Source organism: Bacillus sp. URHA0034 (genome assembly GCF_056280405.1).
In genome coordinates, this window is record NZ_JBWCDK010000002.1 from 4,393,787 (window position 1) to 4,418,898 (window position 25,112).

The 25,112-nt window shown below is 39.2% G+C and carries 23 protein-coding genes and 2 other annotated features; of the genes, 21 read left to right on the forward strand and 2 right to left on the reverse strand.

The window, feature by feature from the left end:
* Positions 1-47: 47 nt before the first annotated feature.
* The 3 genes from icd (at position 48) to ACZ9EE_RS23075 (ending at position 2,955) form a co-directional block, all read left to right on the forward strand.
* Positions 48-1,316, forward strand: a complete 1,269-nt coding sequence (gene icd, locus ACZ9EE_RS23065) for an NADP-dependent isocitrate dehydrogenase (RefSeq protein ID WP_476030902.1) — start codon at positions 48-50, stop codon at positions 1,314-1,316.
* A 142-nt stretch (positions 1,317-1,458) separates the two neighbouring features.
* Positions 1,459-2,397 carry a malate dehydrogenase gene (mdh, locus tag ACZ9EE_RS23070; protein WP_476030904.1) on the forward strand — a complete coding sequence of 313 codons (939 nt, stop codon included), beginning with the start codon at positions 1,459-1,461 and terminating at the stop codon, positions 2,395-2,397.
* An 81-nt stretch (positions 2,398-2,478) separates the two neighbouring features.
* Positions 2,479-2,955: a MaoC family dehydratase gene (locus tag ACZ9EE_RS23075; RefSeq protein WP_476030906.1), complete on the forward strand. Its 477-nt coding sequence runs from the start codon at positions 2,479-2,481 to the stop codon at positions 2,953-2,955.
* Positions 2,956-3,922: 967 nt separating this feature from the next.
* Here the strand turns inward: ACZ9EE_RS23075 and ACZ9EE_RS23080 are convergent.
* Positions 3,923-4,834 (reverse strand): nuclease-related domain-containing protein, encoded by a 912-nt coding sequence (locus ACZ9EE_RS23080; protein ID WP_476030908.1) that lies wholly within the window; start codon positions 4,832-4,834, stop codon positions 3,923-3,925.
* A 196-nt stretch (positions 4,835-5,030) separates the two neighbouring features.
* Between ACZ9EE_RS23080 and ACZ9EE_RS23085 the strand changes: the two genes are divergently transcribed.
* From ACZ9EE_RS23085 to ACZ9EE_RS23170, 18 genes are all read left to right on the forward strand, one after another.
* Positions 5,031-5,747 carry a response regulator gene (locus ACZ9EE_RS23085; protein ID WP_476030910.1) on the forward strand — a complete coding sequence of 239 codons (717 nt, stop codon included), beginning with the start codon at positions 5,031-5,033 and terminating at the stop codon, positions 5,745-5,747.
* Entirely contained in the window at positions 5,744-7,180 is a 1,437-nt protein-coding gene (gene pnpS, locus ACZ9EE_RS23090; RefSeq protein WP_476030912.1) for a two-component system histidine kinase PnpS, read from the forward strand. Before ACZ9EE_RS23085 ends, pnpS begins: the two co-directional genes overlap by 4 nt.
* The gene (polA, locus tag ACZ9EE_RS23095) at positions 7,180-9,816 is read left to right on the forward strand and encodes a DNA polymerase I (RefSeq protein WP_476030914.1); all 2,637 of its coding nucleotides are present in this window, start codon (positions 7,180-7,182) and stop codon (positions 9,814-9,816) included. The genes pnpS and polA overlap by 1 nt, the downstream gene beginning before the upstream one ends.
* 15 nt (positions 9,817-9,831) lie before the next feature.
* Positions 9,832-10,659: a DNA-formamidopyrimidine glycosylase gene (gene mutM, locus ACZ9EE_RS23100; protein WP_476030916.1), complete on the forward strand. Its 828-nt coding sequence runs from the start codon at positions 9,832-9,834 to the stop codon at positions 10,657-10,659.
* A gap of 102 nt (positions 10,660-10,761) precedes the next feature.
* A complete protein-coding gene (gene ytaF / locus ACZ9EE_RS23105; RefSeq protein WP_476030918.1) occupies positions 10,762-11,397 on the forward strand; it encodes a sporulation membrane protein YtaF in 636 nt (211 codons plus the stop codon).
* A gap of 19 nt (positions 11,398-11,416) precedes the next feature.
* On the forward strand, positions 11,417-12,022 hold the full coding sequence (gene coaE / locus ACZ9EE_RS23110) for a dephospho-CoA kinase (protein WP_476030920.1): 606 nt from the start codon (positions 11,417-11,419) through the stop codon (positions 12,020-12,022).
* Between the two features lie 685 nt (positions 12,023-12,707).
* Positions 12,708-14,033, forward strand: coding sequence for a group II intron reverse transcriptase/maturase (gene ltrA / locus ACZ9EE_RS23115; protein WP_476030922.1), 1,326 nt, complete (start codon positions 12,708-12,710; stop codon positions 14,031-14,033).
* A 521-nt stretch (positions 14,034-14,554) separates the two neighbouring features.
* Positions 14,555-15,586 (forward strand): glyceraldehyde-3-phosphate dehydrogenase, encoded by a 1,032-nt coding sequence (locus ACZ9EE_RS23120; protein ID WP_476030924.1) that lies wholly within the window; start codon positions 14,555-14,557, stop codon positions 15,584-15,586.
* A 162-nt stretch (positions 15,587-15,748) separates the two neighbouring features.
* Positions 15,749-16,138, forward strand: coding sequence for a hypothetical protein (locus ACZ9EE_RS23125; RefSeq protein WP_476030926.1), 390 nt, complete (start codon positions 15,749-15,751; stop codon positions 16,136-16,138).
* Positions 16,139-16,311: 173 nt separating this feature from the next.
* Positions 16,312-16,773 (forward strand): transcriptional regulator NrdR, encoded by a 462-nt coding sequence (nrdR, locus tag ACZ9EE_RS23130; RefSeq protein ID WP_144564449.1) that lies wholly within the window; start codon positions 16,312-16,314, stop codon positions 16,771-16,773.
* A 58-nt stretch (positions 16,774-16,831) separates the two neighbouring features.
* Entirely contained in the window at positions 16,832-18,229 is a 1,398-nt protein-coding gene (locus tag ACZ9EE_RS23135; RefSeq protein ID WP_476030928.1) for a replication initiation and membrane attachment family protein, read from the forward strand.
* Between the two features lie 10 nt (positions 18,230-18,239).
* On the forward strand, positions 18,240-19,166 hold the full coding sequence (gene dnaI / locus ACZ9EE_RS23140; protein ID WP_476030931.1) for a primosomal protein DnaI: 927 nt from the start codon (positions 18,240-18,242) through the stop codon (positions 19,164-19,166).
* Positions 19,167-19,306: 140 nt separating this feature from the next.
* A complete protein-coding gene (gene ytxC, locus ACZ9EE_RS23145) occupies positions 19,307-20,188 on the forward strand; it encodes a putative sporulation protein YtxC (protein ID WP_476030933.1) in 882 nt (293 codons plus the stop codon).
* An 87-nt stretch (positions 20,189-20,275) separates the two neighbouring features.
* Positions 20,276-20,521: a binding site (T-box leader), on the forward strand.
* Between the two features lie 93 nt (positions 20,522-20,614).
* The gene (gene thrS, locus ACZ9EE_RS23150) at positions 20,615-22,549 is read left to right on the forward strand and encodes a threonine--tRNA ligase (protein ID WP_476030935.1); all 1,935 of its coding nucleotides are present in this window, start codon (positions 20,615-20,617) and stop codon (positions 22,547-22,549) included.
* Between the two features lie 181 nt (positions 22,550-22,730).
* Positions 22,731-22,864: a sequence feature (ribosomal protein L20 leader region), on the forward strand.
* Positions 22,865-22,997: 133 nt separating this feature from the next.
* Positions 22,998-23,516: a translation initiation factor IF-3 gene (gene infC, locus ACZ9EE_RS23155; RefSeq protein ID WP_176541431.1), complete on the forward strand. Its 519-nt coding sequence runs from the start codon at positions 22,998-23,000 to the stop codon at positions 23,514-23,516.
* A gap of 17 nt (positions 23,517-23,533) precedes the next feature.
* The gene (gene rpmI, locus ACZ9EE_RS23160) at positions 23,534-23,734 is read left to right on the forward strand and encodes a 50S ribosomal protein L35 (RefSeq protein WP_215044037.1); all 201 of its coding nucleotides are present in this window, start codon (positions 23,534-23,536) and stop codon (positions 23,732-23,734) included.
* 32 nt (positions 23,735-23,766) lie between these two features.
* Positions 23,767-24,126: a 50S ribosomal protein L20 gene (gene rplT, locus ACZ9EE_RS23165; RefSeq protein WP_215044035.1), complete on the forward strand. Its 360-nt coding sequence runs from the start codon at positions 23,767-23,769 to the stop codon at positions 24,124-24,126.
* Between the two features lie 236 nt (positions 24,127-24,362).
* Positions 24,363-24,623: a DUF1294 domain-containing protein gene (locus tag ACZ9EE_RS23170; RefSeq protein WP_476030938.1), complete on the forward strand. Its 261-nt coding sequence runs from the start codon at positions 24,363-24,365 to the stop codon at positions 24,621-24,623.
* An 8-nt stretch (positions 24,624-24,631) separates the two neighbouring features.
* Here the strand turns inward: ACZ9EE_RS23170 and ACZ9EE_RS23175 are convergent, their stop codons facing one another.
* On the reverse strand, positions 24,632-25,018 hold the full coding sequence (locus ACZ9EE_RS23175; protein ID WP_476030940.1) for a sigma-w pathway protein ysdB: 387 nt from the start codon (positions 25,016-25,018) through the stop codon (positions 24,632-24,634).
* Positions 25,019-25,112 lie beyond the last annotated feature (94 nt).

Here is a 25,112-nt window from a genome sequence, read left to right on the forward strand (position 1 = left end):
ACGAACAAAGTTTAAAGGTTTATACATACCAGGAGGGAGATCAACTAATGCAAGGCGAAAAAATTACAGTAACAAACGGTGTATTAAATGTACCAAACAATCCTATTATTCCATTTATCGAAGGGGACGGAATTGGACCTGATATTTGGGCTGCTTCGGAGAGAGTTTTAAATGCAGCTGTAGAAAAGGCCTATAAAGGCGAGCGTAAGTTAGTATGGAAGGAAGTTCTAGCTGGCGAAAAGGCATTTAACCAAACTGGTGAGTGGCTTCCTAAAGAAACACTTGATGTAATCAATGAATATCTGATTGCAATCAAAGGTCCATTAACTACTCCTGTTGGCGGAGGAATTCGTTCACTAAACGTTGCCCTGCGTCAAGAGTTAGATTTGTTTGTATGCTTACGTCCAGTGAGATGGTTTGAAGGTGTTCCTTCACCAGTTAAGCGTCCAGAAGATACTGATATGGTAATCTTCCGTGAAAATACTGAAGATATTTATGCTGGAATTGAATATGAAAAAGGAACTGATGCAGCAAAGAAGGTTATCGACTTCTTGCAAAATGAAATGGGCGTTAACAAGATTAGATTCCCTGAAACATCTGGAATTGGCATTAAGCCGGTTTCTGAAGAGGGTACAAATCGTCTAGTCCGTGCGGCGATTAATTATGCCATTAAAGAAGGCCGTAAATCTGTTACTTTAGTGCATAAAGGGAATATCATGAAATTCACTGAAGGCGCATTTAAAAACTGGGGCTATGCTCTAGCAGAAAAAGAATTCGGCGATAAAGTGTTCACTTGGGCACAATACGACCGCATTAAAGCAGAACAAGGCTCAGATGCTGCGAACAAAGCACAAGCTGATGCTGAAGCTGCTGGCAAGATCATCGTAAAAGATGCGATTGCTGATATCTTCTTACAACAAATCCTTACTCGTCCACGCGAGTTTGATGTCGTGGCAACATTAAACCTAAACGGTGACTATATCTCTGATGCACTTGCAGCCCAAGTTGGCGGTATCGGTATCGCACCAGGAGCTAACATCAACTATGAAACTGGGCACGCTATCTTTGAAGCAACACACGGTACTGCACCAAAATATGCTGGTCTAGATAAAGTAAATCCATCATCAGTTATTTTATCAGGAGTGTTATTGCTTGAACACTTAGGCTGGAATGAAGCAGCAACTATGGTCATAAAATCAGTTGAAAAGACAATTGCTTCTAAAGTTGTTACTTACGACTTTGCTCGTTTAATGGATGGGGCAACTGAAGTGAAAACATCAGAGTTTGGTGACGAGCTTATCAAGAACATGGAATAATCATACGCTGGTAAGGCGGCATGAACTTATTAAGAAACCTTGTTCTCTAAATGCTTTTATCAGGAACAGGGGCTGTTATTAACAGCCCCTTCCTATATGTAGGCTGTTTTAAAAACTAATACGTTCAAAGGGAGAGCTTAAAATGTCATTAAAACGTAAAAAGATTTCTGTAATCGGCGGCGGTTTTACTGGTGCAACAACAGCATTTTTACTAGCTCAAAAAGAACTTGGAGATGTCGTTTTAGTTGATATAGCTCCAATGGAAAACCCTACAAAAGGTAAAGCATTAGATATGCTTGAAGCGAGTCCGGTTCAAGGTTTTGATGCCAACATTACTGGTACATCTAACTATGAGGATACACGTGATTCTGATATTGTTGTCATTACAGCTGGTATTGCACGTAAACCAGGCATGAGCCGTGACGATTTAGTGCAAACAAACCAAAAGGTTATGAAAAGCGTTACACAAGAGATCGTTAAATTTTCTCCAAATTGTACCATTTTGGTCTTAACTAACCCAGTTGATGCGATGACTTACACGGTATTCAAGGAATCTGGTTTCCCTAAAAATCGTGTAATTGGTCAATCCGGTGTACTTGATACTGCGCGTTTCCGTACATTTGTTGCTCAAGAGTTAAACGTTTCTGTAAAAGATGTTACAGGCTTCGTTCTCGGCGGCCATGGTGACGATATGGTGCCGCTTGTACGTTACTCTTATGCTGGTGGTATCCCACTAGAAACTTTAATTCCGAAAGACCGGTTAGAGGCGATTGTGGAGCGTACTAGAAAAGGCGGCGGAGAAATCGTTAACCTTCTTGGAAATGGAAGTGCTTACTACGCGCCGGCTGCTTCTTTAGTTGAAATGTGTGAAGCAATTCTTAAAGATCAACGCCGTGTATTACCATCTATCGCGTTCCTAGAAGGCGAGTTTGGCTATGAAGGTATTTATCTAGGCGTACCAACGATTCTTGGGGCAAATGGGATCGAAAAGGTGATTGAATTAGATTTAACTGCTGAAGAAAAGGCTGCATTAGATAAATCAGTAGAATCTGTTCGCAATGTAATGCAAGTGTTAATCTAATAAAAGTCGGTTCGGAGATCATAGTCGGTCTCCGAATTTCTCTATGTATTATGTAATCGCTTACAATAAGGGTGTGATGTGATGCTTTTAGGAAAAAAAAGAAGGCTTGGCCGGCAAATTGAAGAGATAAGTGTTGGTGAAAAGTTATCATTAACGGAAAGAATGGAAGACAAGGATCTCCTTTTATATTTAGGACTGACTGATGATGCAAACCCTCTTTATATTCAACATGACTATGCTTCCCAAACTCCATTTGAAAAGCCGATTGTCCCAAGTATTATGCTGATAGGTATTATGACTTCTGCCGTATCTAAATATTTGCCGGGACCTGGTAGTTATATTTTGAAACAGGAGATAGAGTTTCTTAAGCCGGTTTATCATTATGGGACGGTCGAGTTTCTATTCGAGGTGATGGAGGTGAAACGGACCGATCATGTGGTGGTTATTCGTGTCGTCGGGATGAATGAAGCGAATGAGATGGTGATTGAGGGAAAGTTGATGGTGTGCCCGCCACATCGGTTAGAGGATATCCACGGGAAGGTTTTGGATAATTTTTGATTTTAAGATGGACAAATTTCTTGATGGACAATCTTAAAAGAACAGAGGCAATTGCGGTCAATGAAGGTAAGCTTCATTGACCGCCGAGGCGAAAAAGAGGTCTATAGAGTTAAAGAAAGAGGGTTTCATTGCCCGCCGAAGAGAAAAAAGAGGTCTAAGGAGAAAAGAAAAAGAGTTTCATTGCCCGGCGAAGAGAAAAAGAGGTCTAAAGGGGAAAAGAAAAAGGGTTTCATTACCCGGCGAAGAGGAAAAAGAGGTCTAAGGAGAAAAGAAAAAGGTTTCATTGCCCGCCGAAGAGAAAAAAAGGTCTAAGGAGAAAAGAAAAAGAGTTTCATTGCCTGGCGAAGAGAAAAAGAGGTCTAAAGGGGAAAAGAAAAAGGGTTTCATTGCCCGTCGAAGAGAAAAAGAGGTCTAAAGGGGAAAATAAAAAGGGTTTCATTGCCCGTCGAAGAGAAAAAGAGGTCTAAAGGGGAAAAGAAAAAGAGTTTCATTGCCCGCCAAAGAGGAAAAAGAGGTTTATAGGGGAAAAGAAAAAGGTTTCATTGGCCGCTGAAGAGAAAAAGGAGGTCTAAAGGGGAAAAGAAAAAGGGTTTCATTGCCCGGCGAAGAGAAAAAGAGATCTAAAGGGGAAAAGAAAAAGAGTTTCATTGCCCGTCGAAGAGAAAAAGAGGTCTATAGGGTTAAAGAAAGAGGGTTTCATTGCCCGCCGAGGAGAAAGACAGGTCCACAGGGGAAAAGAAAAAGAGTTTCATTGCCCGTCGAAGAGAAAAAGAGGTCTATAAGGGAAAAGAAAGAAGGGTTTATTGACCGAGGGATAGAGAAAGAGGGTGAAAAGGTCAATGAAAAAAATATCATTGACCCACTTTTTATAATATGAGGCTACATGGTAAATAGATGCCTTCTACTTGCTCAACCTGGAAGGTATGACCAACACACAAATAACTTCATTCCTGCTGCTCATTGGTCTTTACTCAAAATAACGTAATTTTCTTTCCCCTATTGATTTAAAGTTCTTTTTAAGTATCCGTCGAATGACCTTTTTTGAATCTATTATTCCACACCACTCAAAAACGCCATTAGTAGTAATCCTCATATTCGGAAATAATAACCGAATCTCCTCTACACACCGTAAAACAGCAGATTCCACACTCTCTACATGCCTGCAATCAACGCATAAAACATTACCATTAGAAACAGAACACGAAAAAGAATGACATACAGAACATGTAATATCTTTGCGTAATTGATTGTATTCATAAGTTGGAATCTTTGAATTGGAATAAGGGGATTGAACCTGATGCAATGAAATGAGCTTATCTGCCATCTTTTTATGCAGGTTCGTTAATTTAGATGGCGTATTATCTAGTTTTCTCATAAGCATTTTTAACTGTGGGGGATAGATAATGGGCTGATCCATTGGAGCTTGATACAAGAAAAAGTCTGGATTTACAAATACAACGTAGGGCTCAATAGATTGGGAAAAACCTAGTTTTTGGAATAATTGAAGTAGTAAGGTGTTGCTCCTCTTTATCTGGTCAAGAGGGTTTTTTATAATCTTTCCCAAATTCGTCTCAAATCGTTTCTCTCGATAGCAATAATCTCCTTCCAAATTTTTAATCTCAAAGAAATAAAAAGTATTTTGAAAAATAATGGAGGTATCAAGCTGAAACGATGTGTTATTAACTTCAAGATACAAATCATTTAAAATCAAGCAATCACTCTGCAGTTGCTCTGTTAATATATCAAACCGGACCTCCCCTTCAAAACCCTTCTCTTTATATAGATAGTACTTATGCTGTTCCGATGTTAAATCTATTCGATTATTTAAGATCCGTAGAACCTTTAAATCTTCTGGTACAGTTCGTGGTTTATAGGCCATATTACACATCCTTTCTTTTACAAATACTATTGTATAAAACAAAAATGACGAAACTAGCGAGAATTGTGAATTTTATGTAAACTTTTTTACAAGAAAGCGTTCTTATATAACAAATATCTTTATCAGCCCCAAAAACTAGATAATCCATATTCCTTATATATATAATGAGGATATCTAGAGGGTGGGGGTTTATTTTATGAAGAATAAAGTACTAGTTGTTGACGATGAACAATCAATTGTGACCTTACTTCAATATAATTTAGAACAGGCAGGCTTTGAGGTTGTTACGGCAATGGATGGGGCTGAGGGAAAACGATTAGCCGAAACCGAGTCCCCTGATATTATAGTTTTAGATTTAATGCTGCCAACATTAGATGGAATGGATGTTTGCAAAAAGCTTCGGCAACAAAATATTATGACGCCAATCCTAATGTTAACGGCCAAAGACGATGAACTTGATAAAATTTTAGGACTCGAACTTGGTGCTGATGATTATATGGTCAAGCCTTTTAGTCCGCGGGAGGTTATCGCCCGGGTCAAAGCGATTTTAAGAAGATCACAATTCCAAACCGAATCAGCAAGTGACAATGATCAAGCAGAGGAGCAAATCCAGATTGGGAAATTAACCATCTACCCGGGAAAATATGAAGCTTTTTTCCAAGAGGATCAACTAGAATTAACTCTAAAGGAATTTGAATTGCTTCTGTTTCTTGGACAAAATAAAGGTCGTGTATTGACTCGGGATCAATTGCTGAGTGCTGTTTGGAATTATGACTTTGCAGGCGATACTAGAATTGTGGATGTTCATATTTCACATCTGCGAGAAAAGATTGAAGCAGATACTAAAAAGCCTGCCTATATCAAAACGATACGCGGCCTGGGCTATAAATTGGAGGAGCCTAAAGGAGAATGATTAAGTTCCGTTCGAGGGCTTTCATTATATTAACTAGTTTAATTATCGTGGTCCTAGTTGGCTTAGGAATAGTTCTGGGGCAGTTTTTTAAATATAATTTTTTGGAGACGCTGAATGACAAGATAAAAGTGGAAATTTGGCTGCTTTTAACTGCCGGCCTAGGAACCGCTGTAATTGTCACGGTCATTCTTGCAATCAGTATTACCACAAGATATACAAAGCCAATTAAAGCGGCCACCGAGGTGGCAATCGAACTTGCACAAGGAAACTACCGTGCCCGAACAAAAGTGAACAGGATAGATGATACCGGGATGTTAGGTTCTTCAATTAACATGTTGGCAGAGAATCTGCAGGAACTCACCAAAGTTCGGGAAATACAGCAGGACCGCTTAAGCGCTTTGATAGAAAATATGGGTGCGGGTTTAATTCTATTTGACAGTAGAGGGTATATTAATTTAGTTAATAAGGGTTATATTGATATTTTTCATATTGATCCAAGTGATTATATAAATAAACAATATTATGAGGTTATCGATTATGAAGAGATTCGCCAGCTCGTTGCTGAGGTATTTCGGACTGAACAAAAGGTAAGCAAACAATTACGTTTACCTTTGCAGATTGAAAGGAAATATTTTATTGTTTATGGTGTACCAATTATTGGCGCTAACAATGTCTGGAAGGGAGTATTGCTCGTATTCCACGATATTTCAGAAATGAAGAAACTGGAACAAATGCGCAAGGATTTTGTCGCCAATGTTTCTCATGAATTAAAAACACCAGTCACCTCTATTAAGGGTTTTACTGAAACCCTCTTGGATGGCGCGATGAATAACAAAGAAACGCTTCAATCGTTTCTCTCGATTATATTAAAAGAAAGCGACCGTCTGCAGACTTTGATTCAAGACCTATTAGAGCTTTCAAAAATTGAGCAGCATGGCTTTAAATTAAATATTCAGTTGATCGATGTATACTCCGTGCTTCAAGATGTCATGAATCTTTTAGACGGTAAAGCAAAGGCGAAAAACATTCAGCTCGAGTTTCACAGTAAACTGAACAAAGTCCTCATAAATGGGGACTTGGATCGCTTAAAGCAAGTGTTTATCAATCTTATCAATAATGCGATTACCTATACACCGGCAGATGGAGCAGTGAGAATTATCCTAATTGACTGTGATGAAAGAGTGCGCATATCTATAAAAGATACCGGAGTTGGCATTAGCAAAGAAGATATACCCCGAATATTTGAACGGTTTTATCGGGTTGACCGGGCGAGAAGTCGAAACTCCGGCGGTACAGGCCTGGGGCTAGCCATTGTGAAACATTTAATGGAGGCCCATCACGGCAGTATAAGTGTAAGGAGTAAACTTGGTGAGGGCAGTGAATTTATCGTTGAACTGCCAAAAGAAATGATTTTGATGGATGGTGAAAGTTAATGGAAAAGAAAAAGCTTGTACTCATTGATGGGAATAGTATTGCCTATCGCGCTTTTTTTGCGCTCCCTTTACTTAATAATGATAAAGGAATACATACCAATGCAGTTTACGGTTTTACAATGATGTTAATGAAAATATTGGAGGATGAAAAGCCAACCCATATGCTGGTGGCATTTGATGCAGGTAAAACCACGTTTCGGCATAAGACCTTTGGCGAGTACAAGGGCGGCCGGCAAAAAACGCCGCCTGAACTGTCAGAGCAGTTCCCTTTCATTCGTGAGCTGCTGGATGCGTACGGGATTTCTAGGTATGAGCTCGAAAATTATGAAGCAGATGATATCATTGGTACCCTTTCGTTAACCGCTGAAAAAGATGGCTTTGAAGTAAAAGTAATCTCTGGAGATAAAGATTTAACTCAACTATCCTCTCCGATTACCACTGTCGGGATTACCAGAAAAGGAATAACAGATATTGAGGTGTACACACCCGAGCATGTTGCCGAAAAATACGGTCTGACTCCAGAGCAAATCATTGATATGAAAGGCCTAATGGGTGATCCATCCGATAATATCCCTGGAGTTCCGGGGGTAGGAGAAAAGACAGCCATTAAGCTGCTTAAAGAATTTTCCACCTTGGAAAACTTATTAGCTTCCATTGACGAAGTTAGTGGGAATAAGCTGAAGGAAAAATTAGCTGAATTTAAGGAACAAGCATTAATGAGCAAGGAACTTGCGACAATTGAACGGCAAGCACCAATCGAGGTTGAGTTAGATGCCATTGCGTATGAAGGCTTTACTAGAGAAAAACTAATCAGCTTATTTAAAGAATTAGGCTTCAACTCCTTATTAGAAAAACTTGGCGATGAACCAATAGAAACGGTGCAACATGTACTTGAAGATATCGACTATAAAATTCCTGATGAAATTACGGAAGATCTCTTTGCAGATAACAATTATTTTTATGTGGAAATGCTTGACGATAATTATCACTATGCCGATATTATTGGCTTTTCAATCGTCAATGAAACAGGCCATTATTACTTGCCGACCGAGCAGGCGTTAAAATCAAATGTGTTTAAAAAGTGGGCGGAGGATGAACGAAAAAAGAAAATTGTTTATGATGCAAAACGCTCTGAGGTTTCTTTACGAAGATATAATATTCATTTAAAGGGAACCGATTTTGATATATTAATGGGTGCATATTTGGTTAACCCATCGGAAAATATCGATGATCTTGCTGCGATAGCGAAAAGATATGATATTTATAATATTCAATCAGATGAATCCTTTTATGGAAAAGGAGCGAAGCGGAAAATTCCTGAAGTTCCAAAGCTTGCCGAGCATCTTGTTCGTAAAAGCCTCGCTATGTCAGAGTTAAGAGAGAAGCTCGAAGATGAATTAAGGGAAAATGAACAATATGAACTTTTTAATGAGTTAGAAATGCCTTTATCCCTTATCTTAGCGGATATGGAATCCTGCGGAATTAAGGTCGAACAAGACCGGCTTCAGCTGATGGGGAAAGAACTAACAGAGAGACTAGTAGAAATTGAAGGAAAAATATGTGAGTTAGCTGGTGAAAAATTTAACATTAACTCGCCTAAACAATTAGGCGTCATTCTTTTTGAAAAATTAGGCCTCTATTCTTACAAGAAAACAAAGACAGGTCACTCGACGTCAGCGGATGTACTAGAGAAATTAGCAGAGGACCATGAAATCATACAGTATATCCTTCTATATCGCCAGCTCGGAAAGCTGCAATCTACTTATATTGAGGGCCTGCTGAAAGTCATCAATCCAAAAACAGGAAAGGTCCATACAAGATATCAGCAAACGTTAACCGCAACAGGTAGATTAAGCTCTATTGATCCGAACCTGCAAAATATCCCTATTCGCCTTGAGGAAGGGCGGAAAATCCGTCAGGCGTTCGTACCATCCGAAGAGGGCTGGGTCATTTTTGCCGCAGATTATTCGCAAATTGAACTGCGTGTACTTGCCGATATAGCGGGTGATGAAAAGCTTATTGATGCCTTTAGGCATGATATGGATATTCATACGAAAACCGCGATGGAGGTATTTCATGTTGATGCAGATGAAGTTACCTCTAATATGCGCCGCCAGGCAAAGGCTGTAAACTTTGGGATTGTCTATGGAATCAGTGATTATGGACTATCACAATCCTTGGGAATCACCAGAAAAGAAGCAGGGCAGTTTATTGACAGATATCTTCATACGTATCCTGGAGTTAAGGAATATATGGATGATATTATTCATTCGGCCCGGCAAAAAGGGTATGTAACCACCTTAATGCAAAGAAGACGGTACCTCCCTGAAATAACCGCTCGTAATTTTAATTTACGAAGCTTTGCAGAAAGAACGGCAATGAATACGCCGATCCAGGGGACCGCTGCTGATATCATCAAAAAAGCGATGATTGATATGGATGAAGCTTTAAAGGATAAAGGGCTCAAAACTAGACTTTTACTCCAGGTGCATGACGAACTTATCTTTGAAGCGCCTGAAGAGGAGATTGAGATTTTAAAGAAATTAGTTCCTGATGTCATGGAAAATGCCCTTGAGTTAAAAGTGCCATTGAAGGTGGACTATGCATATGGTCCAACCTGGTTTGATGCTAAATAAAAAGGGGGATCTAAATTGCCAGAGCTTCCTGAAGTAGAAACGGTTAGAAAAACATTAAAACATCTCGTTCTTCATAAGGAAATTGCCAACATTACTGTCTTTTGGCCGAAAATCATCAAAAATCCTGTAGAGGTGGAACAATTTATCGATGCCTTAAAAGGGGAAATCATTACGGATGTAGGCCGGAGAGGAAAGTTCTTAATTATCTATACCGATCAATTTGCCTTGGTGTCTCATTTACGAATGGAGGGCAAATATGGTCTATTTCCAAAAGAAGAGTTATTTGACAAGCACACACATGTAATTTTTCATTTTACTGATGGGACCGAGCTGCGCTATCGTGATGTCCGCAAATTTGGGACGATGCATCTCTTTAAAAAAGGTGAAGAATTTATTCAGCCTCCGTTATTGGAACTTGGCCCTGAGCCGTTTTCGGAGGAGTTTACAAAAGATTACTTAGCTGAAAAACTAAAGAAGACCAATCGGAAAATTAAAACGGCCTTATTAGATCAAAAGCTGTTTGTCGGTCTTGGTAATATTTATGTCGATGAAGCACTTTTTCGCTCTGGAATCCATCCAGAGCGGCTTGCAAGTACGCTTAGTGCAGAGGAAATATCCGTTCTTCATGCCGAAATCGTTGCTACCTTAGGTGAGGCGGTTAAAAAGGGTGGCAGCACGATTCGTTCTTATGTCAACTCTCAAGGTCAAATTGGCATGTTCCAACTGGATTTATACGCTTATGGACGAACCGGCGAGGAATGTAAAAAGTGCGGGACTCCCCTTGAAAAAATGACCGTAGGGGGAAGGGGCACACACTATTGCCCCAATTGCCAAAGAATTTAGGACACACTTTTTAGTATTTGCGAAAGAGAATAACAAAACACATTGGAAGGGCTCCTGCCATATACTATCGTAGTGATTTTGGAGGAAGGAGCCCTAGACATCATGGTTCAGTTGTTCTCACTTCTTATTTTAGCTTTTGCTCTTAGTCTTGACAGCTTTAGCGTCGGCTTCACCTATGGGTTAAGGCAAATGGTGATGCCGCTTAAATCCGTTTTAATTATAGCTTCCTGCTCGGCTGTCTCATTAATGATAGCCGTGTCAATCGGACATGGACTGGAAAAGATACTTTCACCCAAATTAACGGCAAGCCTCGGAGGGATTATCCTAATCGCCCTTGGTGCTTGGGTATTGTATCAATTTTTCCGTCCTGAGAAAGAAAAAGAATTACTAAAGCATGAAAAGACGATTGTAAACTTTGAGATCCGTTCCTTAGGAATAGCAATAAACATCCTAAAAAAACCGATGTCTGCTGATTTTGATCAATCAGGTACGATTACTGGAATCGAAGCCTTGATGCTTGGATTTGCCTTATCTTTAGATGCTTTTGGAGCAGGGATTGGAGCCGCGATGCTCGGATATTCCCCTTTTTCATTAGCATTTACTGTTGCCATTATGAGTTCCCTATTTGTTTTATTAGGAATCAAATGTGGAACATTTTTTCATAAATTTGAATGGATTCAAAAATTTACATTCTTACCAGGGATCTTACTAATAATTATTGGAGTTATGAAGTTATAACCCTAGAAAGGAATAAAGCATGTCACTCGTTATTGGGTTAACAGGCGGAATTGCCAGTGGAAAAAGTACAGTATCAAACATGTTGAAAGAAATGTCTATCACCGTAATCGATGCAGATGTAGAAGCCCGCTTAGCGGTAATGAAAGGTGAACCTGCTTACAAGAAAATTATTGCTGAATTTGGCGATGACATCCTTTTAGAATCTGGAGAAATTGACCGGCAAAAACTTGGTGCGATAATTTTTCATCAAGCTGACCAACGGCAGCGTTTAAATGAATTAACACATCCAGAGGTAAGACGAAGAATGCTTGAACAAGTGGATACAGCCAAAAGGAACAAGGCAGAGCTAGTGGTTTTAGATATCCCCTTATTATTTGAAAGTAAACTAACCGCTATGGTTGAAAAAACCATATTGGTTTATGTGGATCGTGACATACAATTACAAAGATTGGTGGAAAGAAATAACCTGACCATTGCCGATGCACAAGCAAGAATTAATTCTCAGATGCCATTATCAGAGAAAATCAAGCTTGCAGATGCTGTGATTAACAATAACGGGTCACTGGATGAGACGAAACAGCAGCTTCTTTTGATATTAGCTAAATGGGGAATAAAACAAAAATAATGAAAAAGAGAAGGGACTAACCCCTTCTCTTTTTGTGTGCGCTTGGCAGCGCATCGCTCTAATGGGTGAAAGTCCCTAACATGCCGTTGTGGCGGAAATGTATAGCTAACAGGTAGTGCGAGTATCGTGAGATTTCGTGCGGAGGACTTGAAGGCAAAGCTCGGAACAGGTGGCTGTAACCATTTTGGCTGATAAGATGGGATAACCCTGCGCAAAATGGGGACGTCCAATACCACACTGTATCTTATTAGTTATGAGGACTGGCTTCGAGTGAAAGGCGATGAACGTGACCCAAGGAGATCTCATCATCTCCACCGTAGGTGGTAACTCTTTTTCAAAGCCGCGAAGGACAAGAAATGGACTATGGAAGGTGAGAAGTCAGAGCAGGGGATAGTAGTGATTAAACTTGTTGGAAACGCCACAAAGACAAGTGACTTATCACAATGTTGATAAGGCAGACATTGACCCAAAAGGCAGTGAACTGATGCGAAGCCCGTCTGTCCATGGAAGATAAGCAATACGAACTTATCTACTCGTCATGTACTAAACAGAAGTCGATGAGGCAGAAAGCCGAAGAATCGAGACCGAAAGAAAGTAGGTTGTTTAGGGCGAAGTACTAATATTAAATATCAGCCATTGGTTTTACCTATTCAGTTGATATTGTATTGGGAAAGGAAACGAATGCATGAATGAAGCAATAGGAAAACGAAGCTTACGTGTAGTGGAGAATTCTAAAAAGAAACGCAAGTGGTACAGCTTAATGGACAAATTATGGAACTATCAAAACCTGGAACTAGCCTTTTATGACGTGAAGAAAAATCGCGGTTCACACGGAGTGGATAAAGTAACGATTAAAGAGTATGAAATAGAATTGGAACACAACTTAAGAGTGCTCCAAGAATCTCTGCGTTTAAAAACATATCGTGCAAAACCAGTCAGAAGAGTTTTCATTCCAAAAGCTGATGGTACAAAACGTCCACTAGGAATTCCAACAGTAGAAGACCGTATTCTCCAAGCCGCAACCAAAAGAATACTTGAACCAATCTTTGAACAGAAATTCTTAGACTGTAGTTTTGGATTTCGTCCGAACCGTAGTGCACATATGGCGATAGATAAAATCCGACAGGATTTGATGGATGGGTATAACTTTGTAATTGATGCGGATATAAAGACCTATTTTGATTCAATTCCTCATGATAAGCTTATCGATTTAATCAAAGAAGAAGTTGTGGACAGTAGCGTACTAGCATTAATAATGCAGTTCCTAAAATCGGGAATCCTTGAAAACGGAAGTTTTTATGAAAGTGACACTGGGAGTCCTCAGGGTGGCGTAATCAGTCCATTATTAGCAAACATCTATCTGCATCCACTCGATGAAATGATGATGGAAAGAGGTCACCGTATTACAAGGTATGCGGATGACTTCGTCATCTGTTGCAAATCCCGAAAGGGTGCAGAAAGAGTACTAAGAACCGTAGTGAAGCTCTTAGAGGAAAAATTAGGTTTGAAAGTTCACCCTGACAAAACTAAAATTGTAGATAATTATGAAGAACCGTTTGTCTTCCTAGGTTACGTTTTCAAAAAAGGGTATTTCCATTCTCCATCAGACAAAGCAGTAAAGAAATTCAAGAAAAGTATCAAAGATGTAACGAAAAGAAACCTAACAGTTAATTTGGAAGAATTCGTCAAGAATCGAATAAACCCCATTGTTAGAGGATGGGGAAGATACTTTGGGGTTGGATTTTCAAAGACTTTATTTCAAAAGTTAGACTCATGGATTCGAAGAAGGCTTAGGATGATTCAGCTAAGAAGCTGGAGAAAAATAAGAAAGCTCCACAGGGAGCTTCGAAAAAGGAATTGGAAGGGCGACCTTCCGCGTCTTTCAATGACTAGATGGAGGAATTCTAAAACCGAACAAGTACATTTTGCGATTCCTAATGAAAGGTTTCGAGAAATTAAACTTGTTTTTCTTTTAGACATTTACAATGAACTACATCCTCAAAGGGGATAAAGTGGAGGAGCCGTATGCGATGACCCGCACGTACGGATCTGTGAGAGGCGCATGAAATTTTCATGCGCCTACTCTATTTTTGATTAAGTAAGTATAAAAATGACTTTGAAAATTGTCCAGCTCCAGCGCCCTAGCGGCTAGTGTCCTTCGGGCTCCGCCCTACGATAAGTCAACATCGAATCGCTGCCGCTCTTCGTGTTGTCTAGCTTCAGCGCCTAGGGGCTCGGGGTCACAAGCCAATCCGTCAAGAAGGCTAAAGAGCAGCCTTCTCACCGGCTCGTCTTATGCCTGTCGCCCCTGATCAAGGCGCCTCCGCTTTTCGACTTTCCTTTATCTCAGTTGGAGCACTCTAGGCCATACGCCGCTGACCAGGGCGCTTGCGCTTTTCTTATAGGTTACACAAAATTATTAAATTTTAAAAATTTCCGCCATTGAATTATCACAATTAAATTTAAATGTGTTATACTAATTATAACAATACTGGTTAAAAGTATAACACTAATGCGGAAGGAGCCGTAAAAATGAAAGCAAGAATAGCAATTAATGGATTTGGAAGAATTGGGAGGATGGTTTTTAGAAAAGCAATCTACGAAGGTAATCTTGAGGTTGTGGCAATCAATGCGAGCTATCCAGCAGAAACATTAGCTCATCTAATTAAGTATGATACAAATCATGGGCCATTTCAGGGCGATGTCGTCCCTTTAGATAATGAATTAATCGTAAATGGTAAACGAGTTAAACTATTAAATAATCGTATTCCTGAGGAATTACCATGGAGGGAACTCGGGATCGATATTGTGATTGAGGCAACGGGAAAATTTAATTCCCGTGAACAAGCTGCACTTCATTTGGAAGCAGGTGCCAAAAAGGTTATTTTAACGGCGCCGGGTAAAAATGAGGACGTTACGATTGTAATGGGAGTAAATGAAGACATGCTTGATATTAATCAGCATGATATTATCTCCAATGCTTCTTGTACTACCAACTGTCTCGCACCTGTTGCAAAGGTCTTGGATGAAAAATTCGGTATTGAATGTGGCTTAATGACAACCATTCACGCTTATACAAACGATCAGAAGAATATTGATAATCCACATAAAGACTTACGAAGAGCCCGATCATGTGGACAATCTATTATCCCAACGACAACAGGTGCGGCAAAGGCAATATCATTAGTGCTACCGCAATTGAAAGGAAAGCTGCATGGGATGTCCTTACGAGTACCTACGCCCAATGTTTCATTAGTGGACCTAGTCGTCGATTTAAAATGTGATGTTACACTGGACGATATTAATCAGGCATTTTTAGGAGCTGCTAATGGCTCATTAAAAGGTATTTTGGATGTTACGATGGAGCCGTTAGTATCTGTGGACTTTAATAGTAATGCCCATTCCGCCATTATTGATGGTCTCTCCACATTGGTGATGGGCACAAGGAAAGTCAAGGTGTTAGCTTGGTATGATAATGAATGGGGCTATTCAGCCCGGGTGGTCGATCTCGCCCTTTATGTGGCAGAAGAAATCTCCAAAATGTCAAAGGTGAAAGTCAGCTAATTGATTTTCGTGAGTGGAGCCTTTTTAACGTAAACTCAGCAAAGTTTTTTTATTCTTAATAAAAATACAAAAAGAGGGGTACAAATTCGTACTCCTCTTTTTAATTTTTAACAGAATGTTGTAAAATAGATAAAAAGGAAGAAACTTGGGGGTATGGCGATCATGGTTAATATTTTTACACGGTTTAAAAAACAATTAGAAACGTCTGACCGAAACACGGATGCTTCGTTAAAAACGCACTATTACAAGGGGACCTTTAATCAAATATTTCAGTCTGTTGAGAAATTATTTCACGACGATGCGGACTGTCGAGTCACCACTGTTTCTAAAGATCATGGGGAAATTGCGGTTGAAATTAGTAAACCGATCCCTTGCTTTCTTGTTGTAACGATTGTTTCTGTCAAACCATTGGAAACGGCAGTCGATTTTAATATTTCTTCCGAGAGTTTTTCTATTCTAGGCATGTACCCTCAGCTGAAAAAGAGGGTTGAATCCTATTATGAAAAGATTAATAAACTACATAACCTTCTCGAATTAAGAAAAAACTCGTAATCCAATACTTGTGTTAAAGTCCTCTTTTTTATAAGATAAAGTTAAGGATATTGTTCGGGATTATAGGGCTAATTAAGAAAATGTACAAACATAACGTATAACGCCTTTATCTTCACCCCTTAGGGGAACACCAGTTGGCAAGTTCTTTTATTCAGATTTGGAGTTGATTAACAATGAAGTGCCCTTCATGTCAAAATTACGGTACACGTGTGCTTGATTCCCGGCCTGTTGATGAAGGACGTGCAACACGGAGAAGAAGAGAATGCGAGGAATGCGGCTATCGGTTTACTACTTTTGAAAAGATTGAAGAGATTCCCCTGATTGTGGTGAAGAAGGAAGGAACAAGAGAAGAATTCAGCCGTGATAAAATTCTTAGGGGCCTTATTAAGGCGTGCGAGAAACGCCCAGTCGCTTTAAAGGAATTAGAAGATATAACACATGGTGTTGAAAAAGACCTTCGCAGCCAAGGGATTTCTGAGATTAAAAGTGAGGCGGTTGGCGAAATGGTTATGGACAGGCTGGCACATGTAGATGAGGTTGCCTACGTGCGATTCGCCTCCGTTTACCGCCAATTTAAAGATATTAATGTTTTTATTGATGAACTAAAAGAATTAATAAAAAAGGAAAAATCGTAAAGGAGCTAAAAATTTTGGCTCTTTTTCTTAATTTATACAGGGGAAGGGTTGAATTGATATGGCGCAGCATTGGCAGGAAATTCTTCCTATCGACCGTTATATAGTAGCTGCCGGCGGGCTGCTGCATGAATATGACCGTAAAGTGCTGACGTTTTTATATCAGCCGCTGATTGGGTCAACTTGTTTAAGCTTGTACATGACACTCTGGGCGGAACTTGAGGAAAATCGCCTTTGGTCTGAATCATCCACACACCATCTTTTAATGAATCTTATGGGAATGAATTTAAAGGATATTTACGAAGCTAGGTTAAAGCTAGAGGGAATCGGGTTAATCAAAACCTATGTGAAGACAATAGATGAAGAGCGTTCCTTCATTTATGAACTCCAGCCGCCTTTAAATCCGGAGCAGTTCTTTTTAGATGGAATGTTGAACATCTATTTGTTCCGAAAAATAGGGAAGAACCATTTTTCCCGTTTGAAACGATTTTTTACTGATCAACAAAAACCAAAGGAAAATGAATATCAGAATGTAACTAAGGCATTCCAAGATGTGTTTGCCTCGGCCACACTTGGGAGCATGCAATATATACAAGAGGTTTCTGGGGAATTAAAAGCGGAGGACGATGAACAATTTATAAGCCGCCAGGAACAGCAAGGGATTCAAATTGATGTCGATTCTTTCGATTTTGGTCTGCTAATGGCCGGCTTAAATGAATCACTTGTACCTAAAAAGGCATTAACGAAAAAAGTGAAGGAAGTTATTAGTAATCTGTCATTCCTATATAATATAAATCCGATTGAAATGAAAAATTTAGTTCTAGATGCCATTAATCCAAATAATGAAATTGATCTCGAAGATTTAAGAAAAGCAGCACGGAACTGGTATCAATTTGAAAATAATGAGCAGTATCCGAGCTTGGTGGAACGGACACAGCCGCCAAGATACCGTGTTCAAATGGACGAGCCAAAGACGAAAGAAGAAAGGTTAGTCCGTTCATTGGAAACCACATCACCTATTAAGGTATTTAGAGACGCTTCACACGGAATCGAACCCTCTGATACGGAATTGAAAATTATTGAAGATGTAATGTCCAAGAAGAAACTGCTGCCTGGTGTTGTGAATGTTCTCATTCAATATGTCCTGTTAAAAGCAGACTCAAAATTTACTAAGAATTATGTCGAGCAAATTGCCAGCCATTGGGCGCGGAAGGAAGTTAAAACCGTCAAAGAGGCCATGGAATTAGCGAGAAATGAACATAGTAAGTATCTCTCTTGGGATGAAGAGAAGAAAAACAGAAGAACATCTAATAAAAAACATATTAGGACAGAGCTTTTGCCTGATTGGTTTGATAAAGATCCAAAAAAAGAAACGGCAGAAGGTCCAAAAGAAAAAAATCCTGATTTAGAGGCTAAAAAACGCGAAATTGAAGAAATGTTAAAAGCAATCGATGATTAAGAGGTGACATATGGAAAAGATTAACCGAACGCTAAAACGGATAGCCTCAAGTGAAAATTTTCAAAAACGGTATGAAAAAATGCGCCAAGAAACGCTGTCGCATCCAGCAGTTAAATCATTTATTAGGGAACATGAAAATGAATTGACCAAGGATACTATCGAAAAGGGCTTAAATAAGCTTTACGAGTATATTAATCAAAGCCTAGAATGTCATAAGTGTGAAAGTCTTAATGGCTGTATTAATATGATGAAGGGATACCAGCCCGAGTTGGTCTTAGTAAGGAATTCAATCGATGTAAGATATGAACGATGTCCAAGAAAAATTATGGATGATGAAAAAAGAAAAAATGAAAAGTTAATTAAAAGTTTATATGTTCCCAAAGACATCTTGAATGCCACGTTTGAGGACTTTGAACATGATAATAATCGAATTGATGCCATCCAAAGATCACTTTCGTTTATTTTAAACTATGAACAAGGGAAGCAGGCAAAAGGTTTATATTTATATGGCGAATTTGGTGTTGGGAAATCGTATTTACTTGGCGCAATTGCGAACAAGCTGGCTAAAAAACAAATTTCATCTATGATTGTTTATGTTCCGGAGTTATTACGTGAAATGAAAAGTTCAATTGCCGACTCCACCTTAAACGAAAAAATTGAGGCTTTGAAAAAAGAACCGATTTTAATGCTCGATGATATTGGTGCAGAGGCTGTCTCCAGTTGGACAAGGGATGAGGTTCTTGGACCGATTCTTCAGTTCCGGATGCTCGAAAGTCTTCCCACCTTTTTTACGTCAAACTTTGATTTAAAAGGACTTGAGCATCATTTAACCTATAGCCAGCGCGGCGAGGAAGAGAAAATGAAGGCCCGCAGAATTATGGAAAGAATCCGTACCTTGAGTGAACCTGTTTTAGTAGATGGGCCGAATAGAAGATAATTTTAGCATGAAGGACTGCCTATAAATTTCCGGCGGTCCTTTTTTTATTTAAATAACAATTCTAAGGCGTCCATACTTCTATTTTGGTCAAGTCCCCCATATATATTAAACAGAGATTTTTCTAAAAAGGGGGGATTTGGTTGACGGAAATCATCTTCCAAAGCAAGATAGATGCGAACCGGTTTTATAACCACTTGCTAACGTATTTACCATTCAATTCTGAAGAAAAAATTATTCTTCTAATAGAAGATCGACATATAGTACAAGTGTTAGATGGGAATTTTTCAAATGAACTAGTTAATAAGGTGAAAACAGCCTTTTATGATTTTATTACTACGATGAAGCGTGATGACTGGTTTTTAGATATTATTAAAAATCACTATTTCTTTCATGATGAAGAAGAACAGCAGCAGATTATGGAGATTATTTATTCTATCCTTGAAGGTCAAAGAGAGGACCTTGCCGTTTTTTTAAAGGAAACCAAAAAAGATACGTCTTTTATTGAAGAGGCAATTGATCATATCTTTCAAGAAAATGTTTCTTTCTCGTTTGATTCCTTGCTTAAATTTCGCTTGCGGCCATACCTTCAAATGCTCGAAGAATATGTAGAACTCGCCATTGATGAATACAAGATGGAGCAAGAATATCAAATGTTTATTCAAATGCTCCGGGAATTTTTGTTTAAGCGGGAGCCGAAAATGTCAACGCTGCATGTATTATTTGATGAGGAAATCACTTTTTATAATGAGAATCTGGAAGAAATAAAACGGGCTGAACTAACGAAAATGATTGATCGGAAATTATTAGTTAACCACCCGGTTTATGTTGATTCTGTATCCATCGCACCACTTCTATCGATTGCTCCTACGTCTATTTTTCTATATACAAATGACCCAGATGAGCCGCTAGTGAGAACGATAAAAAATATTTTTGAAGAACGGGTAACAATTAAAAGTTTCACCGCCCTGAGAAGTTTGAAAAAGTGGACCTCTGACCAAGAATCCTCAGAAAATCATGCATAAAATCATAAATAATGTCAATATTTAGTTTTATGTACCTTGCTTTTTCAAAAGTAAATGATTATAATAACGTACATAGCAAATATTGAAGTAAAAGTAATGATAAGGACAACAGTATTTCTTTACGGTTCTTAGAGAGGAAGATCACCGGCTGAAAGTCTTCTAACACGGAATAAATACTTACCACCTTTAAACTTCGACAGTGAATTTTTCTTTTTTAGAAATTAGTAATTGTCGACGGTCTACAGCCGTTACCTGACCAAAGTCATTTTTGATGTATTTATTAAGAATGAAAAATTGGGTGGAACCACGTGTTAATCAAAACTCGTCCCTTTTCCAGGGACGGGTTTTTTTATTTTTTTACAATGGGATGTCCAGCTTCAGCCCTCGGGCAAGGCGCTTCCGCATTTCAATTAAGGAGGAGTTAATATGTCAGATGTTGTTAAGATTTCGTTTCCTGATGGGGCAGTAAAGGAGTTTCCTAAAGGAACAACAACAGAAGATATTGCCGCTTCCATCAGCCCAGGCCTAAAGAAAAAGGCAATCGCGGGCAAATGGAACGGACAAATGGTTGATCTTCGCCGTCCAATATTAGAAGACGGTTCTATAGAAATCGTTGTACCAGAATCGAATGAGGCGTTAGAGGTTTTGCGCCACAGTACAGCCCATCTAATGGCACAAGCGGTGAGAAGACTATATCCTGATGTCAATTTAGGTGTTGGGCCTGTTATAGAAGGCGGCTTCTATTATGACATGGACCTGGATGTATCCTTAACACCAGAGGATTTACCAAAGATTGAAAAGGAAATGGCGAAAATCGTCAATGAAAATCTTGAAATCGTTCGTAAGGAAGTAAGCCGTCCTGAAGCGGTACAGCTTTTTAAAGAAGCGGGAGATCCTTACAAGCTTGAACTAATCGAAGCAATTCCTGACGAAGAAACTGTAACAATCTATGAGCAGGGTGAATTTTTCGACCTTTGCCGTGGGGTACATGTTCCTTCTACTGGAAAAATCAAAGAGTTTAAATTGTTAAGTATTGCGGGTGCCTATTGGCGCGGCAATAGCGATAATAAAATGCTTCAGCGCGTTTATGGTACTGCCTTTTTCAAGAAGGAAGACTTAAAAGAGCATCTTCGTTTATTAGAAGAAGCGAAAGAGCGTGACCACCGTAAAATCGGGAAAGAATTAAGTCTTTTCACAAGCAATCAATTAGTTGGTCAAGGATTGCCGTTATGGCTTCCTAAGGGAGCAACTATTCGCCGTGTAATCGAACGCTACATCGTTGATAAAGAGCAGCGCCTTGGTTACGATCACGTGTACACTCCGATTATGGGAAGTGTTGATTTATATAAAACTTCCGGTCACTGGGATCATTATCAGGAAGACATGTTCCCAATCATGGACATGGATAATGAGCAATTGGTGCTCCGCCCAATGAACTGCCCGCATCATATGATGGTATACAAAAACAGTATGCACAGCTACCGCGAGCTTCCGATTCGGATTGCCGAACTTGGATTGATGCATCGTTATGAAATGTCTGGGGCATTAGCAGGATTACAGCGTGTCCGTGGGATGACTTTAAATGATGCGCACATTTTTGTTCGTCCAGATCAAATTAAAGATGAGTTCAAACGGGTAGTGAACTTAATTCTTGATGTTTATAAAGATTTTAATATTAATGATTATTCATTCCGTCTTTCATATCGCGATCCTCAAGATACAGAAAAATATTTTGATGACGACGCGATGTGGGAAAAAGCGCAAAGCATGTTGAAGGAAGCAATGGATGACCTGGGCCTTGATTATTTTGAAGCTGAAGGAGAAGCAGCCTTCTATGGTCCTAAGCTTGACGTTCAAGTAAGAACTGCATTAGGTAAAGATGAAACATTATCAACTGTTCAGTTAGACTTCTTACTTCCAGAACGATTTGATTTAAATTATGTCGGGGAAGATGGCAAGCAGCATCGTCCTGTCGTTATCCACCGCGGGGTCGTATCGACAATGGAACGCTTTGTTGCCTACTTAATCGAAGAATATAAAGGTGCATTCCCTACATGGCTTGCTCCTGTACAGGTGCAAGTGATTCCGGTTTCACCTGACGCTCATTATGAATATGCGAAACAGGTTCAGGAACAGCTGCAAAATGAAGGATTACGAGTGGAATTAGATGGCCGCGATGAAAAAATCGGTTATAAAATCCGTGAAGCGCAAATGCTGAAAATTCCATATATGCTAGTGGTTGGCGACAAAGAAGTGGAAGACAATGCTGTCAACGTCCGGAAATATGGAGAGCAAAAATCAGAAACTATCGCTTTTGTTGATTTCCTTGCTGCACTTCAAGCAGAAGTAAAACGTGGTTGATTTTCAAAAAGAGAGGGTAATCCTCTCTTTTTTTGGTGAAATCTCCATGTTCTCTAAAAAAAATGTTGAATAATTTCTGGTTTCTTGCTACAATAAATTTCGTTGTCAAAGAAAATAGTTTGTTTGACAAGTAATCTTTGCTATGTTATAGTTACTAAGGTAATTAATTGAATACTTTCTTTGGGAAAAGAAGAAGCACCCGCTTCTCACCTGATTGACGCTAGAAGAGCAGTTGGCAGGTTTTACGTGAACTTTTTGTTTATTTACTTATGTTTCGTAAAGTGTGGGTGTATGCATCCGCACTTTTTTGTTTGTGTACGTGTACTTAAGAAATAGCACTTATAAAAGTATTTCATACCTGTCGATCCAACTAGGGTGTCAAACTATAAGGTGATCTTATTCTTATACCCCAGAAGTTGTATTCTTGATAAAACCTTGGAGGTGGCTAATTATTAGCAAAGACATGTTGTTGAATGAGGGCATCCGTGCACGAGAAGTTCGTTTAATTGACCAGAATGGCGAACAATTGGGAATTAAGACCAAATTTGAAGCATTGGAGATCGCCGGAAGAGTAAACCTTGATTTGGTACTTGTGGCACCAAATGCAAAGCCTCCGGTAGCCCGAATTATGGACTATGGCAAATTCAAATTCGAGAATCAAAAGAAAGAAAAAGAAGCACGTAAGAATCAAAAGATTATTACTACTAAAGAAGTTCGTCTAAGCCCAACGATAGATGAACATGACTTTAATACAAAGCTTCGTAATGCCATTAAATTTTTGGAAAAAGGCGACAAGGTAAAAGCGTCAATCCGTTTTAAGGGCCGGGCAATTACCCATAAAGAAATCGGTCAACGTGTGTTAGACCGTTTTTCCGAAGCGTGCAAGGAAGTTGCGACAATTGAATCACATCCAAAAATGGATGGACGCAGCATGTTCCTAGTTTTAGCACCTAAAAACGATAAGTAATAAGGAGGACTATCACAATGCCAAAAATGAAAACTCACCGCGGCGCTGCAAAGCGTTTCAAGAAAACTGGTTCTGGTCAACTAAAGCGTGACCATGCTTATACAAGCCACTTATTCGCTAACAAATCTACAAAAGCTAAGCGCAAGCTTCGCAAATCAGGTCTTGTTTCAAAAGGCGATTTCAAACGCATTCGTCATCTACTAACTTACGTAAAATAATATAAGTGATTGATTTATAGGAGGGAAATTACATGCCACGTGTAAAAGGCGGTACTGTTACTCGCAAACGTCGTAAAAGAGTTCTTAAATTAGCTAAAGGTTATTACGGTTCAAAACATACATTATATAAAGTTGCTAACCAACAGGTTATGAAATCATTACAATATGCTTTCCGTGACCGTCGTCAGGTTAAGCGTGATTTCCGTAAGCTTTGGATTACTCGTATCAATGCTGCAGCTCGTATCAACGGTCTTTCTTACAGCCGTTTAATGCATGGCTTAAAGCTTGCTGGTATCGAAGTAAACCGCAAAATGCTTTCTGAACTTGCAATTAGCGATGCAAATGCATTTGCTGAATTAGCAAACACAGCTAAACAACAATACAACAAGTAAAGCGAAAGCGACCGTTTAGCGACGTATGGACTGGTGCCGAGCCGACTGAGATAAAGGAAACACGAAGAGCGAAAGCGATTCGATGTTGACTTATCGTAGGGAGGAGAGGTCCAGTACACTAGTCGCTGGGAGCTGGAGCTGGAAAGTAATCAAAGTTCAAAGAACTGATACTTTCTTATTGCGAAAAAGCCATTCTCATCATGAGGATGGCTTTTTCTATAAAAGGGGAAATGGAAATGAAACTATTGATTATCGCTGTAATTGTCATGAACTTAATCGGGCTGTTGATTATGGGAGAAGATAAAAAGCGCGCCAAAAGGCATGAATATCGAATTAGTGAGAGGACACTATGGATCGTGGCCATTTTTGGAGGGGCAATTGGGACCACTGCAGGCATGCAGCTTTACCGTCATAAAACAAAACATACAGCCTTTAAGCTTGGGTTTCCTATTCTTGCCATCCTAGAGATGATCATCTTTTTAAAAATAATCATTTAGAAGCCGCATTATCCGCGGCTAGTCTGTAAAAATTCCTTCACAGGACTTTTCCAGTGAATTTCGGCATTTGGATATTTCTGAAGTATTTTTTCAGTTAGATAAGTGAAGTCTTCTTTTATGAGTCCTGTTAGCGAGGAGGTATTGTCGGGCCAAATGAAGACTGTTAACACATTAAAGCCGTTATCCTCGGCACCTATATATTTTTCGCCAACAAACACAGCACCTTTATACGTTACGAAGAAATTCTTTCTAATATCTTCATCATCCAGAAGAAAAAAACGTTTATGTTTACGAGCCGTTTCAAGTTTTCGGGATGAGTTGAAAAAAGATTTGAATACCAAGTAAACGATAAGGAAAAGTAACAACAACAAGATGAAACGCAGCAACCAAACCATGGTTATGCCCCCTACACTACACTGTATTACTTTTAATACGGTTAAGAAAAACAGAAGTTTCACTAATTTTATGATTTAATATAACTTTAAGAGT